Genomic DNA, 16558 nt, shown 5'->3' with positions numbered 1-16558 from the left:
CTCATTGTTCCAGAGACGTTCGGCATGTGGAACGTCGGGCCCACATGCCGGGATGACCTAGGGCGTGTCTCCTAATCCCTCTCGGATGCCCCTGGCGAAACAATCGTCGTCCGGCAAGGCGGAGGAGAAGCCGATACCGCTGTTGTATCGGCGCCGACGACAACGCAGCAGGGCGGCGATTGGGCGCCAGGGGCGCCGAATCGGGGATTGGGAGACATGCCCTAGTCCAGGTCGTCGTGCCGCATCAGCTGGCGGGCGGCCTCGGTGATCGAACCGGACAGCGACGGGTACACCGAGAACGTCTGCGCGAGATCGTTCACCGACAGGTTGTTCTGCACCGCGATCGCGATCGGCAGGATCAGTTCGGACGCGGTCGGCGCGACTACCACGCCACCGATCACCACGCCGGTCGCCGGGCGGCAGAAGATCTTCACGAAGCCGCGGCGCAGGCTCGACATCTTGGCGCGCGGATTCGTGTTCAGCGGCAGCATGACGGTGCGGGCGGGCACCTCGCCGTTGTCGATCGAGGCCTGGCTCACGCCGACGTTCGCGATCTCCGGGCGGGTGAACACGGCCGACGCGACGGTCTTGAGCTTGATCGGGCTCACACCCTCGCCGAGGGCGTGGTACATCGCGATCCGGCCCTGCATCGCCGCGACCGAGGCGAGAGGGAACAGTCCCGTACAGTCGCCGGCGGCGTAGATCCCGGACACGGCGGTGCGCGAAACCCGGTCGACCCGCAGGTAACCGCCCTGGTCGAGTTCGATGCCGACCTTCTCCAGGCCCAGACCCGACGTGTTCGGGGTGGAGCCGACCGTCATCAGGGCATGACTGCCGGTGACCGTGCGACCGTCGGACAGCCGGACGATGATCCCGTCCTCGGTGCGCTCGACGGCGTCGGCGCGGGCGTGCTTGACGAGGGTGACACCGCGCTCGGACAGCGCTTCCTCGAGCACCATCGCCGCATCGGCGTCCTCGTGCGGCAGCACCCGGTCCCGGCTGGAGACCATCGTGACCTGCACTCCCATCTCTGTGTAGGCGGAGACGAACTCGGCGCCGGTGACACCCGAGCCGACGACGACGAGATGCTCCGGCAGCGAGTCGAGGTCGTAGAGCTGGCGCCAGTTGAGGATGCGGTCGCCGTCCGGCTCCGCGCCCCGCAGGACCCGAGGAGACGCACCGGTCGCGATCAGCACCACGTCGGCCTCGAGCACCCGCTCTCCGCCCTCGGCCAGGATGGCCTTGATCTTGTGGGAGGCCATCCCGATCACCGGGTCGATCAGCTCGCCGGTGCCGGAGAGCAGCTCGACGCCTGCGGTCTGCAGCTTGTCGCGGATGTCGGCGGACTGGGCCTGCGCGAGGCTCTTGACCCGGGAGTGAATCTGCGGCAGCGAGATCGTCGCCTGGGACGGGTCGAGCGCGATGCCGAGGTCGGTGGCCCGGCGCATGTCGGTGCGGACACCGGTCGAGGCGATGAACGTCTTCGAGGGAACGCAGTCCCACAGCACGCACGCGCCGCCCACGCCATCGGAATCGATCAAGGAGACTGCCGCCCCATGCTGCGCCGCGACCAACGCCGCCTCGTAGCCGGCGGGTCCGCCGCCAATGATCACGATCCGGGTCATCCGTCCTCCATGTTTCGGCAGGTGCTGTTTCAGCAGCGTGTGCACACTTCTCGGTGCGTCCACGCTATTCCACCCGCCTGTCCGCGCGCACATCGACAGGGCCGCCGTGCGCCGAGCGGAGCGAATTGTGCTGTGTACGGTTCGATGGCCGTCGGCTCACGGTCTACGCTTTCCGCGTGCCGATTTACGCCGCGTACGGATCCAACATGCACCCGGAGCAGATGCTCCAACGCTGCCCGCACTCGCCGATGGCGGGTACCGGCTGGTTGAACGGTTGGCGGCTGACCTTCAGCGGCGGGGACATCGGCTGGGAGGGCGCGCTCGCGACCGTCGTCGAGGACCCCGACTCCCGGGTGTTCGTGGTGCTCTACGACGTGCCCGACGAGGACGAGGCCAGCCTGGACCGGTGGGAGGGTTCCGAGCTCGGCATCCACCGCAAGATCCGGTTGCGCGTCGACACCGACACCGGCGACTCGGTGCTGGCGTGGCTGTACGTGCTCGACGCCTACGAGGGTGGCCTGCCCTCGGCCCGCTACCTCGGCGTGATGGCCGACGCCGCGGAGATCGCCGGAGCTCCCGCGGAGTACGTCCGCGAGCTGCGCACCCGCAACAGCCGCAACGTCGGCCCCGGCACGCCGGGCTACGGCAGCTAGCCCCGGCACGCCGGGCTACGGCAGCCAGCCCCGGCACGCCGGGCTACGGCAGCCAGCCCCGGCACGCCGGGCTACGGCCGCTGGGACCCGCCCCGGGGCCCCGCCGCCGTCACGGCACCGTGGGCTCGCCGGACACGGCGAGATTCGCCATCACCCGCACACCCACCGAGAGCGCCCGCTCGTCGAGGTCGAAGGTCGGCTGGTGGATGTCGAGCTGCTCCCCGATGCCGGACCACACCCCGAGCCGGGCCATCGCGCCCGGCACCTCCTCGAGGTACCAGGAGAAGTCCTCGCCGCCGCCGGACTGCGGCGTGTCCGACAGGGCGTCGGGGCCAAGTTGTGAGATCGCGTGCTCGAACATCCGGGTGGAGACCTCGTCGTTGACGACGGGCGGGACGCCCCGACGGTAGTTCAGCTCGTACCGAACCCCGGTCGGCGCGAGCAGGCCGTGCACGATCTCCCGGACCAGCGGCTCGAGCAGCGCCCAGGTGTCGTGGTCGCCGGTGCGGACGGTGCCGACCAGCCGCCCCGTCTGCGGGATGGCGTTCGGTGCCTGCCCGGCGCTGACCGCACCCCACACCATCACCGTGCTGGTCCGCGGGTCGATCCTCCGGCTGAGCATGCCGGGCAGCCCGGTGATGACCGTGCCGAGCGCGTACACCAGGTCGGTGGTCAGGTGCGGGCGCGAGGTGTGACCGCCGGGCGAGTCGAGCAGGAGCTCGACGGTGTCGGCGGCCGAGGTGATGGCCCCGAGCCGCACCCCCACGCGACCCGCCGCCAGTCGCGGATCACAGTGCAGCGCAAAGATTCTCGACACATCCTTCATCCCACCGCTCGCGACGACGTCGAGCGCGCCGCCCGGCATCACCTCCTCCGCGGGCTGGAACACCAGCCGCACCCCGTACGGCAGCGGCTCCGGCGACTGCGCGAGCGCGAGACCCGCCCCGAGCAGGATCGTCGTGTGCGCGTCGTGCCCGCACGCGTGGGAGATGCCGGGAACGGTGGACGCGTACGGCGCGCCGGTGTCCTCCTGCAGCGGCAACGCATCCATGTCCGCCCGCAGCGCCACCCGCGGGCCGTCCGGACCGATGTCACAGGTCAGCCCGGTTCCGCCGGGCAGGATCTTCGGCTCGAGGCCGGCCGCGGCCAGCTTGCGCGCCACGAACTCGGTGGTGGCGAACTCCTGGCGGGCGAGTTCGGGGTGGGCGTGGATGTGCCTGCGCCAGGCCGACAACTCGGCGGTGTGCGTCTCGACCCAGTGATCGATCCAGCTGCTCACGACCGGGCCCCCTTCTCCGACGCGGAGCGCCGGCCGGCCAGGCCCGTCCGCTTCTCGACCCCGGCCAGCAACCGGTCCCTCTGCACCGGATCGGCCGCAGCCGCGACGGCGGTACCCGCCAGCGCGCGGGCACCGTCGAGCACCGCGCGGTCGGCGGAGGCCGTCACGCAGGCCGCCGCGAACTCCGGCTGGTGCGTCACCGCGCCGCCGGACTCGATCCCGATCACCGGGTGGATCCCCGGAATCACATGTGTCACGTTTCCCATGTCGGTGCTGCCCAGCGGGCGCGATCCTTCCCGGTCGGGGGGCAGCGGACTGCGTCCCATCGTCTCGATCAGTTCCCGGTACGCCCCGACCAACCAGGGGTCCGGCCGAAGCTCCGCGTAATTCGGTGACACCGTGCGGATGTCGTGAGTGCAGCCGGCGGCGAGCGCCCCGGCCTCGAAGCATGCGAAGGCCCGCTCGGTGAGCTCGGCGAGCGACTGCGACGTGCGGGCGCGCAGGTAGTACAGCATCTCGGTTCGGGCGGGCACGATGTTCGGCGCCGCGCCGCCGTCGCTGACTATCCCGTGCATCTGCTGACCGGGTTCGAGATGCTGACGCAGCAGACCCAGACCGACCTGCGCAACCGTCGCGGCATCGGCGGCGTTGCGACCGTGCTGCGGCGCGGCCGACGCGTGCGCCTCCCGCCCGCTGAAGGTGACCGCGACGTCCGCCATCGCCAGCGAACTCGCACCGGCGATGTCCTCGGGACCCGGATGCACCATCAGCGCCGCCGCGAGGTCGTCGAACGCGCCGCGTTCGAGCATGAGGACCTTGCCGCCACCACTCTCCTCGGCCGGTGTGCCGATCACCCGGACCGTGATGCCGAGGCGGTCCGCGACCGGCGCGAGCGCGATCCCCGCGCCGACGGCGGCAGCGGCGATGATGTTGTGCCCGCACGCATGACCGATCTCGGGCAGCGCGTCGTACTCGGCGAGGATCCCCACCACCAGATCGCCGCTGCCGTACTCGGCGCACAGCGCCGTCGGAAGGTCGGCGTACGGTGTGGTGACCTCGAACCCGTACCGGGACAGCAGTTCCGAGGTCTTCGCGGCACTACGGTGCTCGGCGAAGGCGAGTTCCGGCTCCGCATGGATGGAATGGGACAGCGCGATCAGATCCGCCTGCGCGCCGGCGAGCGCGTCGTCCACTTCCGAGGTCACACCATCCAGTGTCTCACCCCGCCGCGGCGGCGCTCATCCACGCCGCGGCAAGACTCGTCCGACGCGGCACCCGCCCATGGACTTGCGGGTGCCGCGGTGTCGGTCGACGAGTCAGTTCTGACCGAACGGCAGGTTGCCCGCGTCGGTCTTCGTCGCCAGCGCGGCGAGGATCGACGCGTGGATGTCCGCCTTGATCCGACCGAGGTTGGCACCGCGCACGTTCGCGGTCGCGCCGGCGCGGACGACGGCGGCCGCGAGTACCCCGTCGCCCTCGACGATCTCGTTGACGATCCCGGCGGCGAGCGCGTCCGGGCCGGCGTACCGACGGCTGGTGGTCATCGCCTCGACCGCGGTCGGGCGCGGCAGCTGCGTCGTCATGAGCGCGTTCATCCCGATCGTGAACGGCATGTTGAGGTTGGCCTCGGGCAGGCACCAGAACCCGCGGTCGGCGCGCATCACCCGCTGGTCGCAGGAGGCGGCGAGCATCGCACCGGCACCGAACGCGTGGCCGCCGATCGCGGCGACGGTGGTCATCGGGAGGGTCAGCAGTCGGGTGAAGATCGTGTGGACCCGGTCCAGGTAGCCGTGGATCTTGTCGAGGTTGCCGAACAGCCAGTCGGTGTCTAGGCCGTTGGTGAAGAACTTCCCGTCCGCGGTCACGACCAGCGCGGCCGGACCCTCGACCGATTCGACCTGGTCGAGCGCGGCGTGGAACCGGTCGATCCAGTCCGGGTGGAAACGGTTCTCGCTGTCCGTCACACCCTCGTCGCCGAGGTGGAGGATGTGGACGTCGCCGTTGCGCTCGAGATAAGGCATGCCCGGATACTACCTGCGGGTAACTTCCGCTGTCGCCAGTACTGTGTGCCTTCATGGGAACCCTCGAGCAGCAGGCCGCGCAGGTTCTGGCCGAGCGCACCGGCGTCGCGAAGCACGACGTCGCGATCGTCCTCGGCTCCGGCTGGCGGGCCGCCGCCGACGCGTTCGGCACACCCGCGGCGACGGTGCCGATAACCGACCTCCCCGGTTTCGCGGCCCCGTCGGCGTCCGGGCACGCGGGTACCGCACTGTCGGTGTCCGTCGACGACGCCCGGGTCCTGATACTGCTCGGCCGCACCCACGCCTACGAGGGCCACGACCTCGCGCAGGTGGTGCACCCGGTGCGGACCGCCGTCGCCGCCGGCGCCCGCACGGTGGTCCTGACCAACGCCGCAGGCGGCATCCGGGAGGGCATGCGCGTCGGGCAACCCGTCCTGATCAGCGACCACCTCAACCTCACCGCCCGCTCCCCGCTCGTCGGCGCCCAGTTCGTCGACCTGACCGACGCCTACTCCCCACGGCTGCGGGACCTGGCCCGGTCGATCGACCCGGGTCTCGAGGAGGGCGTGTACGCGGGGCTGCCCGGCCCGCACTACGAGACGCCCGCCGAGATCCGGATGCTGCGGACCCTCGGCGCCGATCTGGTGGGCATGTCCACCGTGCACGAGACCATCGCGGCCCGCGCGGCAGGCGCGGAGGTCCTCGGCATCTCCCTGGTCACCAACCTCGCGGCGGGCATCACCGGCGAACCCCTCGACCACGCGGAGGTGCTCGCGGCGGGTGCGGCCGCGGCCGGACACATCGGCGGCCTGCTGCGGAAGCTGGTGTCGTCGCTGTGACCGACGACCTGCGCGGCCGGGTCGAGCGGTGGCTCGCCGGGGACCCCGACCCCGACGCGCGGGCCGAGCTCGCCGCGCTGCCGGAGGGCGAACTGGCGGAACGCTTCTCCGCCCCGCTGACCTTCGGCACCGCCGGGTTGCGCGGGCCGGTGCGGGCCGGACCCAACGGAATGAACGTCGCCGTCGTCACCCGCACCACCGCCGGGATCGCGGCGTGGCTGCAGGCGAAGTGTCTGGGCGGCTCGACGGTCGTGGTCGGGCGCGACGGGCGCCACGGCAGTGCGGTGTTCGCCACCACGGCGGCGGAAGTGCTTGCCGGCGCAGGTTTCTCGGTGGTGTTGCTGCCGGGGCCGACACCGACCCCGGTGGTCGCATACGCGGTGCGGAAGCTGGGCGCGCAGCTCGGCGCGCAGATCACCGCCTCGCACAACCCCGCCGCCGACAACGGCTACAAGGTGTATCTCGACGGCGGCGCGCAGCTGATCTCGCCGTCCGACCGGGAGATCGAGGACGCGATCGCCGCGGTCGGCCCGGCCGTCGCGGTGCCCCGCTCCCCCGTCCGTCCCGCCGAGGACACACGACTGATGCGGGACTACCTCGCCCGCATCACAACACTGACCCGATCCACCGAGCGAGACCTGCGCATCGCTCTGACGCCTCTGCACGGTGTCGGCGGCAAACTCGCCGTCGAGGCGCTGCAGGCGGCGGGATTCGCCGAGATCCACACGGTCGCGAGCCAGTACGCCCCGGACCCGGACTTCCCCACCGTCGCGTTCCCGAACCCGGAGGAGCCGGGGGCGACCGACGCGCTGCTGGAACTGGCCGCGCGGGTCGACGCCGATCTGGCGATCGCGCTCGATCCGGACGCCGACCGCTGCGCGGTGGGCGTCCCATCGGCGGACGGCTGGCGGATGCTCACCGGCGACGAGACCGGCGCGCTGCTCGGCGACCACCTGCTCTCGCGGCAACCAGAGGGCACGGATCCGCTCGTCGCGACCACCATCGTCTCCTCGCAGTTGCTCGGCCGGATCGCCGCGGCACGCGGCGCGCGGTTCACCCGGACGCTGACCGGGTTCAAGTGGCTGGTCCGTGCGGGCAGCGGGCTGGTGTACGCGTACGAGGAGGCGATCGGGCACTGCGTGGACCCGGATGCGGTCCGGGACAAGGACGGGATCTCGGCCGCCGTCGTCGTCGCCGACCTCGCGGCGGGCCTGAAGGCGCGGGGGCGGACCCTCCTCGACGTTCTCGACGACCTGGCGGTCGAGTTCGGGGTGCACGCGACGGCGCAGGTGTCGCTGCGTTTCGAGCACCTCGACCGGATCGCCGACGCGATGGCGGGGCTGCGCGCGGCCGTGCCCACCGAACTGGCCGGCCTGCCCGTCACGGCCGAGGACCTGCTGGACCGGCGCGGGCAGGCTCGCACCGACGCGGTGATCCTCACCGGCGAGCGGGTCCGGGTGGTGGTGCGTCCGTCGGGAACCGAGCCGAAGCTCAAGTGCTACCTGGAGGCGTTCGAGCCGGTCACGAGCCGCGCCGACCTGCCCCGCGCCCGCGCCGCCGCCGACGAGGCGCTTCGCGCGTGTGAGCGGTTTTCGACCGGGCTGGGGTGAAGCTCACTCCCGACGGCGCGGCCGCGCCCAGATGTTGCGGGGCCCAGATGTTGCCGCGCCCAGACGTTGCCGGGCCTAGATGTTGCGGGGCCCGAACTGCCGGTCGCCGGCGTCGCCGAGGCCGGGGACGATGTACGCGTCCTCGTTCAGTCCCTCGTCGATGCTCGCGGTGACCAGTCGCACGGGCAGGCCCGAGTCGGCGAGCGCGGCGACGCCCTGCGGTGCGGCGACCACGCAGACGGCGGTGATGTCGGTGGCGCCGCGCTCGACGAGAAGTTCGAGGGTCCGCACCATCGACCCGCCGGTGGCGAGCATCGGGTCGAGGACGTAGACGGGGATCCCGGCCAGGTCGGCGGGGAGCGATTCCAGGTACGGCACCGGCTGGTGCGTCTGTTCGTCCCGCGCCATCCCGACGAATCCGACCTGGGACTGCGGGATGGTCAGACTGGCCTGCTCGACCATGCCGAGCCCGGCGCGCAGCACCGGCACCAGCAGCGGCGGCGCGGCCAACCGGACGCCGCGCGCGGGCGAGACGGGCGTGGCGATCTCGAATTCCTCGATCTCGGCGTCGCGGATCGCCTCGTAGATCAGCATCTGGGTCAGTTCGCGCAGTGCCGCGCGGAACGCCGGATTGCTGCTGTGTTCGTCGCGCATCGTGGTCAATCGTGCGGCTGCCAACGGGTGATCGACCACGTGCGTATCCATGGGCCTCAGGATATGCAGCGGAGGTCGGGCACGCGAAACCGGCGGGAACCGGATGGTGCACCTCTGCGTCCAATCTCGTGACGGTTCGGCTGAGACCGACCGGGCGCAGGGATCGAACGAAACGGGGGGAATCGGGCTATGACCGAGTTTTCAGCGGTGACCGACGGGATCCGCGCATACGGCGCGACGGCCACGGTGATGGCGGCCGGTGTGCGCCAGGCCGCAGCGGGGGCGGCCACGGTCGGGCCGGGCCTGTTGACGCCGGTGTTCGGGCTGATCGGCGGCGACTTCCTGGCCGCGTTCGCGACGGCACACGGCTCGCACACCGCCGCGCTCGGCGCGCTCGCGGACACCCTCGACAGCATGGGCGCGGCCGCGCACGCGACGGCCACCGCCTACGACGACGCGGACCGGTCGGTGGCGGGCGGGCTCGCCGACACGGGCTCCGGACTGGAGGTGTGAGAATGATCGCCGTCGACCTGCTGACCCGTCCCCTGACCGACCTGCTCGACACGTTCGGCACCGGCGTGCTGCCTCCCGACGGACCGCCGGAGGCGCTGGCGATCGCATCCGCGGCGCTCGACTCCGCCTATGCCGTCGGCAAGCTCGGGCTCGCCGAGCTCGGCGGCGCCTGGTCGGGAGCGGCCGCCGACGCCGCGGCCGCCAAGGGGCAGCAGGCCCAGGTCCAGCAGGTGCAACTCTCGGAGCGGGGAACGGAGATCGGCGCCGTGCTGACGTCGGCGTCCGGCGACGTCGGCGCGGGCATGGCCGAACTCCAGGCGATCGTCGGCTCGTTCGTCTCGACCGCCGTCGCGGCCGGTCCCGCCCTGACCACGCCCGCCGGGCAGATCATGATCGTCGCGTCCGCCATCGATCACCTGTCGCGCGGCCTGGCCGTGGTCGCCCGGGTCCGTGGCCAACTCGACGTGCACACCGCCGCGATAACGGAGCTGACCGCTCCCGCCCCGGCGGTGGCGCAGGCAGACACCGGTGCCGTGCAGGCGGTCGTCCGCCCGTCGGCGGCCGGCCGGGAGGGCCCGCTGTCGGGCCTGCAGCAGCGGGGCGACGCGTTCAGTGGCTTCGCACGCGGCTTCACCGATTCGGCGTCCTTCCCGCCCGCGTCGAACTACTCGGGGTTCTCGGGAGCGATGTCTCCGATCTCACGTTCGGGCGGCGTACCGGCCCCGTCCCCCGGCGGTCCCGCCCCCGCGATCCGCGGTGGGAGCAGTTCGGACCTGTTCGGCTCGAGTGGCGGCGTCGAGGTGTTCCTGCCGGACGGCAGCAGCGCGATGGCACCGAACAAGGAGGCCGCCGACGCGGTGCGCAACGCCCTCAGCCAGCAGGGTGTGCCGTACTCGTGGGGCGGGACGACGCCCGGGCAGGGCCTGGACTGCTCCGGACTGACCCAGTGGGCGTACGGCGAGGCGGGCGTGGACATTCCCCGTCTCGCGCAGGAGCAGAACGTGGGCTGCCAGGTGGATCCGTCCGACCTTCGACCGGGTGATCTCGCCGTCTGGGACGGCCATGTGGCGATGGTGATCGGCAACGGCCAGATGGTCGAAGCAGGCGACCCCGTCCAGGTCAGCGCGGTCCGCACCGACAACATCGGTATGAGCTTCCACGGCTTCTACCGGCCCACCGCGTGAACACACCGTTCGACGCCCCCGACGCCCGGTTCGGCCCCGGCATCCCGGTTGCCGCAGTGCTCGGCGCGACCGCTACCCCGGCCCCGATGGCCACACCGGGCCCCGAACCGGAGCCAGTGCAACTCCCGGAGGACGCCGCAGTCGCCACGACGAGCAACCGTGCGGGCACCGTCACCGTCACCGCGACCGATCGCGGTCAACCACTCGACGTGCGGATCGACCCGCGGGAACTGCGCTACAGCGGAGCCGGGCTGGCGGCGGCGATCCTGGAGATGTGCCGGGCGTCGGCGGCGGAGGCCGGGGCCCGCCGCCGCGAGGACCTGGCTGCCGCGGGCGTCCCGGAGGACGTCCTCGACCAGCTCGGATTGCCCACCCGCGACGATCTCGCCGACGCGCAGGCGCGACGGGAGGCGGACGAGGCCACCCCGGCGACGTGGATGAGGCCGGTGTGAGCGAAGCGAACGGGGTCGTTGCTGTGAGCGGAGCGAACGGGGTCGTTGCCGAGAGCCGAGCGAACGGGTGGTTGCTGTGAGCGAAGCGATGGATGCGGTCGTCGCTCGCGCGGGCGCGGGGCTCCAATCACTCGAGGACGCGTTGGATCAGCTGTCGTCGGCGCGTGCTCGCGTCACCCACGGTTCCGGGTTGGTGAGTGTGGAGGTGGACCAGCACGGCGGCATGTGTGGGCTGTGGCTGCCCGAGTCGCTGGACGGGGTCGACGCCCGTGACCTGGGGCGCGCGATTGTCGAGACGGCCGGTCGGGCCGCCGGACTGGTCGCGCAGCGGCGGGAGGCGATCCTGGCATCGCTTGCACGTGCGCTGACCGATTAGGCTTCGCGCCATGGCTGGAGACATCGTCCCGATCCAACTCGGTCTGACCGACGGCGACCTCGTCACTCTGTGGGCTCCGCGGTGGCGTGAGGGGGACGACGAGTGGGAGGCGTTCCTCGGCCACGGTGACGATCTGTACGGGTTCGCCTCCGCCGCCGAGCTGGCGGCGTTCGTGCGCGCGAACTCCGAGCACGACCTGATCGAGCACCCGTCCTGGCGGATCGTGGCCGCACTGTCGGCGGCGGAGTTCGAACCCGACGAGTCGCATGTCTTCGATCTCGTCGGCGTCCTGGAACTCGTCGCGGGCGACCCCGACGCGGACACGCTCGGCGAACTCGAGGACACCTTCGAGATCACGCGCTCGATCGGCGAGGTCTGCGAACTGGACGCCGTCACCCGCTATTTCAGCGCGCACCCGGTCCTCGGGTCCGTCGGGGCCGGACCGAGCGCCTTCTTCGGGCGGGAGGGGGCGGAACGGTGGGATCAGGTCGGTGCCGCCGTCGCGGCCGGCTGGGATCGGGTGATCGACGCGATCGACGCGATCGTCCAGTCACCGGCGGTCGATGCGGCCGCGGTCGAGGAGGCCGAGGCCGAAATCGTTGCGGCCGAGGAGAACGTCGTCGACGCCGACGATCTCGCCGAGGAGGGTGACGACGAGGGCGACGACATCGAGTACGTGACGCTCAGCGACACCGACGAGACCGATGGCGAGGAGGAGGAGACGTTCTGGACGTCGGTCGGGATCGACCCCGTCAAGATCATCACGTCCTCGGCGACGTATTTCACGTTGCGCTGCTATCTCGACGACGAACCGGTCTTCCTCGGCCGGGGCGGCAAGATCCTGGTCTTCACGTCCGAGCGCGCACTGGCCCGCTACCTGGCCGACCACAACGACCACGCCCTCGCCCACGTCAGCACGTATTCCGACGTGGCGGCGGCCGCGGTGGACGGTTCGCTCGAGATCGAGGTCACCGACGAGAACGTGTACGTCCTGCCGGGTCTGGCCGACGACCTGGCGGAAGGGCCGCGGGCGGTGGACGCCGACCAGCTCGATCTGGCGGTGGAACTGTTCACCGACGCGGCGGCGTTCGCCGACGACGACTCCACCGAGCAGGCGCTGGCGCCGTCCACGCCGCTCGGCTGGTACGTCTCCTACACGCTCAACCCCGACCCGACGCGCCTGGCGCCGAGTGCCCCGTTCACCGCGGAGTCGCAGTCCTGGCGCGAGCTCGAGCAGGAGTTCGAGTCCCGACTGCGGGTGGAATGACGTCCGGCGCCACGGGGCACGAGGTCACTGCCCGCGCAGCCGCGCGTATCCCGGTTTGACCACGTCCTCGATCAGCGCCAGCCGCTCCGGGAACGGGATGAACGCGGACTTGAGCGCGTTGATGGTGAACCGCTCGAGGTCGTTCCAGTCGTAGTCGAAGGTCTCGGCGAGCTTGATCATCTCTCGGCTCATCGTGGTCGCGCTCATCAGCCGGTTGTCGGTGTTGACGGTGACCCGAAAGCGGAGCCGGGCGAGCAGGTCGAAGGGGTGCCGTTCCAGGCTGGGGACGGCGCCTGTCTGCACGTTCGAGCTCGGGCACAGTTCCAGCGGAATCCGCTTGTCCCGCACGTAGTTGGCGAGTCGGCCGAGGCGGGCGTCCCCGTCGTCGTCGACGGCGATGTCGTCGGTGATCCGCACGCCGTGCCCGAGCCGGTCGGCGCCGCAGAAGGCGATCGCCTCGTGGATCGACGGCAGGCCGAACGCCTCGCCTGCGTGAATCGTGAAGTGTGCGTTGTTCGCCCGCATGTGTTCGAAGGCGTCGAGGTGCCGGCTCGGTGGGTGCCCGGCCTCGGCGCCTGCGATGTCGAACCCGACGACTCCGCGCTCCCGGAAGCGGACGGCCAGGTCCGCGATCTCCCGGGAGCGTGCGGCATGCCGCATCGCGGTGAGCAGGCAGCCGACCCGGATCTCGTGTCCGGCGTCCCGCGCCTGCGCCGTCCCGTCCTCGAACCCGAGCAGGGTGTGGTGCACCACCTCGTCGAGGGTCAGGCCCCGCTCGAGGTGCTGTTCGGGCGCGAACCGGACCTCCGCGTACACGACGCCGTCCGCGGCGAGGTCGGCGACGCATTCGCGCGCGACCCGCTGCAGACCCTCGGGGGTCTGCATCACCGCGACGGTATGGGCGAACGTCTCCAGATACTGCTCCAGTGAGCCGCTGCTCGCCGCCGAGGAGAACCAGTCCGCGAGGGTGTCGGCGTCGTCGGCGGGCAACCCGTCGTAGCCGCAGTGGTGGGCGAGTTCGAGCACGGTGGCCGGCCGGAGTCCGCCGTCGAGATGGTCGTGCAGCAGTGCCTTCGGCGCGGTGCGCACCGTGTCGAGGTCGAGAGGCGCCGGGCCGGGGCCGGTCGGGGTGATGTTCCAGCTCGGTGGCGTGCTCATATCCCGAAACTAGACCCGGACCAGGCCGATGCGGTCGATCACGAGCGGCTCGTCGGGTGGCGTGTCGCCGATGTCCCAGGCTCCGTCGAGGGCGGCGCGGGCGTGTTCGAACCGGTGCGGGGTGTCGGTGTGCAAGGTCAGCAGCGGTGCGCCGGCGACGACGGTGTCGCCCGGACGGGCGTGCCACTGCACGCCGGCGCCGGGCTGGACTGACTGTCCCTGTCGTTCACGGCCCGCGCCGAGCCGCCACGCGGCGACGCCGACGGCCATCGCGTCGAGCCGGGTGAGCGCTCCGGAGCTGTTTGCGTACAACACTTCTCGCTCCCTCGCGACGGGCAGCGGTGCCGCCGGGTCCCCGCCCTGCGCACGCACCATCGCCCGCCACCGGTCCATCGCCCGCCCGTCCCGCAGGACATCGGCCGGATCGACGGTGTCCAGCCCGGCCGCCGCGAGCATCTCCCGCGCCAGGGTGACGGTCAGCTCCACCACGTCCGCCGGTCCCCCGCCGGCGAGCACCTCGACCGCCTCCGCGACCTCGAGGGCGTTGCCCGCGGTGTATCCGAGCGGGGTGTCCATCGCCGTCAGCAGCGCGACCGTGTGCACCCCGGCGTCGTGACCGAGTTCGACCATCGCCGTGGCCAATTCGCGCGCCTGCGGAACCGATTTCATGAAGGCACCGGACCCGACCTTCACATCGAGGACGAGCGACTGTGAGCCCTCCGCGATCTTCTTGCTCATGATCGAACTGGCGATCAGCGGGATCGACTCGACGGTGCCGGTGACGTCGCGCAGTGCGTACAGCTTGCGGTCCGCCGGGGCGAGATCCGCACTCGCCGCGCACACCACCGCACCGACCCGTGGGTCCGCGAGCGTCCGCAGGATCTCGTCCGCGTCCAGATCCGCGCGCCATCCGCGGATCGCCTCGAGCTTGTCGAGAGTGCCTCCGGTGTGGCCGAGCCCGCGCCCGGACAGCTGCGGGACCGCGGCTCCACAGGCGGCGACCAGCGGCGCGAGCGGCAGGGTGATCTTGTCCCCCACCCCGCCCGTCGAGTGCTTGTCCACGGTGGGCAGCGGCAGCGACGTCAGGTCCATCCGACGGCCGGACGCGATCATCGCGCGGGTCCAGGCCGCGGTCTCGCGGCGGCCCAGGCCGCGGAAGACGATCGCCATCGCGAGCGCGGACATCTGCTCGTCGGCGACGTCGCCGCGCGTGTAGGCGTCGACGACCCACTCGATCTGTGAGTCGGTGAGCTCGCGCCCGTCCCGCTTGGCGGTGATGACGGAGACTGCGTCGAACCCCCCCGAGGCTGCGCCGAGACTGCGTCAAAACCCCCCGAGGCTGCGCCCGAGACTGCGTCGAATTTCCCCGACGCGTCGTGCGCGCTCATCGGGTCCCGTCCTCGCCGGCGTGCACCCGCGCCAGGTCATCGGGCCCGAAGGGCGCAGGCAGAAGCGTCGACAGTGGCACCGGCCCCACCCCGGTGTCGACCAGCAGTCCCCCGCCGCCGTGCTCGTGTAGCAGCTGCCTGCAGCGCCCGCACGGCGTCAGTACCTGGGAATTCGCATCACGGCAGCTGAACGCGACCAGGCGCCCGCCTCCGGTGGCGTGCAAGTTACCGACGAGTCCACATTCGGCGCACAGACTCAGCCCGTATGAGACATTTTCCACATTGCATCCGACGACAATTCGGCCATCGTCGACCAGCGCGGCCGCACCCACCGGATAGTGCGAATACGGCGCATATGCTCCCTCGCGGACACGATCTGCGTTGTCGCGCAACAGTTTCCAATCGATTTCGACCACAATTCCCCATCCTCGCACGAGCGGGGCGCCACCGCAGCTCGCCGCGCCGACCCACGCTGACCATTGGAAAGGCAAACCTAAGTAGCGTTCCCTGGTCTCGTACGAACCGCCCGTCGAATTAGTTCCCACTTCCGGGGAGGATTACAGTGCAGTGAGTCGGTTCAGGTTCTCGTCGCGCCATAGGCTGAAAACTGCAGGGTGGTCCCCGAAAACAGCCGAAATCCCCGGTGCGACGCGTCCACCAAAGACGTTGGAGGCACAGCACTCGATGAGTAGCACGACTGAAGCCGCTCCGGCACAGGAGCGCACGCGGTCGCTATACCGGGGCGACCCCGGAATGTGGTCTTGGGTTCTACACCGGATCACCGGCGTCGCGACCTTTTTCTTTCTCTTCGTTCACGTTCTCGACACCGCGCTCGTGCGGGTCAACGCGGACACCTACGACCGGGTCATCGAGACCTACAAGAACCCCATCGTGGGGCTCCTGGAGCTCGGACTGGTCGCGATGGTCCTCTACCACGCACTCAACGGTATCCGCGTGATGCTCGTGGACTTCTGGTCGAAGGGCCCCCAGTACCAGCGCGTCATGCTCTGGGTCATCCTCGCGATCTGGTTCGTCGTGATGATTCCGGGCGCCGGACGCATCTTCTACAACATGTTTGCGGGGCACTGACATGAGCGAAGCCAAGACTCTGGGCAAGTCGTACGACCGCCCGGCCAGCCTGGACGCCCCGCGCTCGCCGCGCCGTCAGGCCAAGAACAACTTCGAGCTCTACGCCTGGTTGTTCATGCGCCTGTCCGGCCTCGCACTGGTCATCCTGGTGCTCGGCCACATGTTCATCATGCTGATGATGGATGACGGCGTGCACCGCATCAACTTCGCGTTCGTCGCCGGCCGCTGGTCCAGCCCGTTCTGGCAGATCTGGGACCTCGCGATGCTCTGGCTTGCGATGCTGCACGGCGGCAACGGTCTGCGCACCGTGATCGCGGACTACTCGCGCAAGGATTCCACGCGCTTCTGGCTGAACACGATCCTCGCTGTCGCGGTGATCCTGATCATCCTGACCGGCACGTACGTCATCTTCACCTTCGACCCGACCTTCGTCCCGGGGAGCTAATCTTC

At 70.7% G+C, this 16558-nt stretch carries 17 protein-coding genes and 1 pseudogene; 10 read left to right on the top strand and 8 right to left on the bottom strand.

The features are described 5' to 3' along the window. Positions 1–221: 221 nt before the first annotated feature. A complete protein-coding gene (locus tag ACWDUM_RS26555) occupies positions 222–1625 on the bottom strand; it encodes an NAD(P)H-quinone dehydrogenase (RefSeq protein WP_450136307.1) in 1404 nt (467 codons plus the stop codon). Positions 1626–1801: 176 nt separating this feature from the next. On the opposite strand from ACWDUM_RS26555, the gene ACWDUM_RS26550 reads away from it, so the two are divergent. Next, complete coding sequence (locus ACWDUM_RS26550) at positions 1802–2278, top strand: gamma-glutamylcyclotransferase (protein ID WP_450116154.1); 477 nt, start codon at positions 1802–1804, stop codon at positions 2276–2278. A gap of 109 nt (positions 2279–2387) precedes the next feature. On the opposite strand, the gene ACWDUM_RS26545 is transcribed toward ACWDUM_RS26550, so the two are convergent. From ACWDUM_RS26545 to ACWDUM_RS26535, 3 genes are all read right to left on the bottom strand, one after another. After that, positions 2388–3557, bottom strand: a complete 1170-nt coding sequence (locus ACWDUM_RS26545; RefSeq protein ID WP_450116155.1) for a M20 family metallopeptidase — start codon at positions 3555–3557, stop codon at positions 2388–2390. After that, the gene (locus ACWDUM_RS26540) at positions 3554–4762 is read right to left on the bottom strand and encodes a M20 family metallopeptidase (RefSeq protein ID WP_450116156.1); all 1209 of its coding nucleotides are present in this window, start codon (positions 4760–4762) and stop codon (positions 3554–3556) included. Before ACWDUM_RS26540 ends, ACWDUM_RS26545 begins: the two co-directional genes overlap by 4 nt. A gap of 111 nt (positions 4763–4873) precedes the next feature. Next, positions 4874–5578, bottom strand: a complete 705-nt coding sequence (locus ACWDUM_RS26535) for an enoyl-CoA hydratase/isomerase family protein (protein WP_450136306.1) — start codon at positions 5576–5578, stop codon at positions 4874–4876. A 53-nt stretch (positions 5579–5631) separates the two neighbouring features. Between ACWDUM_RS26535 and ACWDUM_RS26530 the strand changes: the two genes are divergently transcribed. Further along, complete coding sequence (locus ACWDUM_RS26530) at positions 5632–6417, top strand: purine-nucleoside phosphorylase (RefSeq protein WP_450136305.1); 786 nt, start codon at positions 5632–5634, stop codon at positions 6415–6417. Then, entirely contained in the window at positions 6414–8027 is a 1614-nt protein-coding gene (locus tag ACWDUM_RS26525; protein WP_450136304.1) for a phospho-sugar mutase, read from the top strand. Before ACWDUM_RS26530 ends, ACWDUM_RS26525 begins: the two co-directional genes overlap by 4 nt. A gap of 75 nt (positions 8028–8102) precedes the next feature. Here ACWDUM_RS26525 and upp read toward each other — a convergent pair whose 3' ends face one another. After that, positions 8103–8732 carry a uracil phosphoribosyltransferase gene (gene upp / locus ACWDUM_RS26520; protein WP_450116160.1) on the bottom strand — a complete coding sequence of 210 codons (630 nt, stop codon included), beginning with the start codon at positions 8730–8732 and terminating at the stop codon, positions 8103–8105. 138 nt (positions 8733–8870) lie between these two features. Between upp and ACWDUM_RS26515 the strand changes: the two genes are divergently transcribed. The 5 genes from ACWDUM_RS26515 to ACWDUM_RS26495 all read left to right on the top strand — a co-directional run bounded on the left by ACWDUM_RS26515 (position 8871) and on the right by ACWDUM_RS26495 (position 12473). Then, complete coding sequence (locus tag ACWDUM_RS26515; RefSeq protein WP_450116161.1) at positions 8871–9194, top strand: type VII secretion target; 324 nt, start codon at positions 8871–8873, stop codon at positions 9192–9194. Between the two features lie 2 nt (positions 9195–9196). After that, positions 9197–10378: a C40 family peptidase gene (locus ACWDUM_RS26510; protein WP_450136303.1), complete on the top strand. Its 1182-nt coding sequence runs from the start codon at positions 9197–9199 to the stop codon at positions 10376–10378. After that, the gene (locus ACWDUM_RS26505; protein ID WP_450136302.1) at positions 10375–10830 is read left to right on the top strand and encodes a hypothetical protein; all 456 of its coding nucleotides are present in this window, start codon (positions 10375–10377) and stop codon (positions 10828–10830) included. The genes ACWDUM_RS26510 and ACWDUM_RS26505 overlap by 4 nt, the downstream gene beginning before the upstream one ends. Before the next feature lie 76 nt (positions 10831–10906). Beyond that, positions 10907–11206, top strand: coding sequence for a YbaB/EbfC family DNA-binding protein (locus ACWDUM_RS26500; RefSeq protein ID WP_450136301.1), 300 nt, complete (start codon positions 10907–10909; stop codon positions 11204–11206). A 10-nt stretch (positions 11207–11216) separates the two neighbouring features. Next, on the top strand, positions 11217–12473 hold the full coding sequence (locus ACWDUM_RS26495; protein ID WP_450136300.1) for a primosomal protein: 1257 nt from the start codon (positions 11217–11219) through the stop codon (positions 12471–12473). A 24-nt stretch (positions 12474–12497) separates the two neighbouring features. Here ACWDUM_RS26495 and ACWDUM_RS26490 read toward each other — a convergent pair whose 3' ends face one another. From ACWDUM_RS26490 to ACWDUM_RS26480, 3 genes and pseudogenes are all read right to left on the bottom strand, one after another. After that, the gene (locus ACWDUM_RS26490; protein WP_450136299.1) at positions 12498–13631 is read right to left on the bottom strand and encodes an adenosine deaminase; all 1134 of its coding nucleotides are present in this window, start codon (positions 13629–13631) and stop codon (positions 12498–12500) included. Positions 13632–13640: 9 nt separating this feature from the next. Next, positions 13641–14924, bottom strand: a pseudogene (locus ACWDUM_RS26485) (thymidine phosphorylase); the annotation flags it as partial. A gap of 91 nt (positions 14925–15015) precedes the next feature. Further along, positions 15016–15435 (bottom strand): cytidine deaminase, encoded by a 420-nt coding sequence (locus ACWDUM_RS26480; RefSeq protein WP_450136298.1) that lies wholly within the window; start codon positions 15433–15435, stop codon positions 15016–15018. Positions 15436–15703: 268 nt separating this feature from the next. On the opposite strand from ACWDUM_RS26480, the gene sdhC reads away from it, so the two are divergent. Both sdhC and ACWDUM_RS26470 read left to right on the top strand, forming a co-directional pair. Further along, positions 15704–16108, top strand: a complete 405-nt coding sequence (gene sdhC / locus ACWDUM_RS26475) for a succinate dehydrogenase, cytochrome b556 subunit (protein ID WP_450116169.1) — start codon at positions 15704–15706, stop codon at positions 16106–16108. A 1-nt stretch (position 16109) separates the two neighbouring features. Continuing rightward, complete coding sequence (locus tag ACWDUM_RS26470) at positions 16110–16553, top strand: succinate dehydrogenase hydrophobic membrane anchor subunit (RefSeq protein ID WP_450116170.1); 444 nt, start codon at positions 16110–16112, stop codon at positions 16551–16553. Positions 16554–16558 lie beyond the last annotated feature (5 nt).

It is taken from the genome of Rhodococcus sp. NPDC003322, from assembly GCF_053589555.1.
The sequence above is the reverse complement of the archived record's forward strand: the minus strand, read 5'-3'. Positions and strand labels throughout refer to the sequence as shown.

Coding starts and splice junctions, on each gene's coding strand:
- upp (WP_450116160.1), bottom strand. CDS start 8,732: ATGGATACGCACGTGGTCGATCACCCGTTGGCAGCCGCACGATTGACC.
- ACWDUM_RS26510 (WP_450136303.1), top strand. CDS start 9,197: ATGATCGCCGTCGACCTGCTGACCCGTCCCCTGACCGACCTGCTCGAC.
- sdhC (WP_450116169.1), top strand. CDS start 15,704: ATGAGTAGCACGACTGAAGCCGCTCCGGCACAGGAGCGCACGCGGTCG.
- ACWDUM_RS26515 (WP_450116161.1), top strand. CDS start 8,871: ATGACCGAGTTTTCAGCGGTGACCGACGGGATCCGCGCATACGGCGCG.
- ACWDUM_RS26470 (WP_450116170.1), top strand. CDS start 16,110: ATGAGCGAAGCCAAGACTCTGGGCAAGTCGTACGACCGCCCGGCCAGC.
- ACWDUM_RS26490 (WP_450136299.1), bottom strand. CDS start 13,631: ATGAGCACGCCACCGAGCTGGAACATCACCCCGACCGGCCCCGGCCCG.
- ACWDUM_RS26555 (WP_450136307.1), bottom strand. CDS start 1,625: ATGACCCGGATCGTGATCATTGGCGGCGGACCCGCCGGCTACGAGGCG.
- ACWDUM_RS26535 (WP_450136306.1), bottom strand. CDS start 5,578: ATGCCTTATCTCGAGCGCAACGGCGACGTCCACATCCTCCACCTCGGC.
- ACWDUM_RS26530 (WP_450136305.1), top strand. CDS start 5,632: ATGGGAACCCTCGAGCAGCAGGCCGCGCAGGTTCTGGCCGAGCGCACC.
- ACWDUM_RS26495 (WP_450136300.1), top strand. CDS start 11,217: ATGGCTGGAGACATCGTCCCGATCCAACTCGGTCTGACCGACGGCGAC.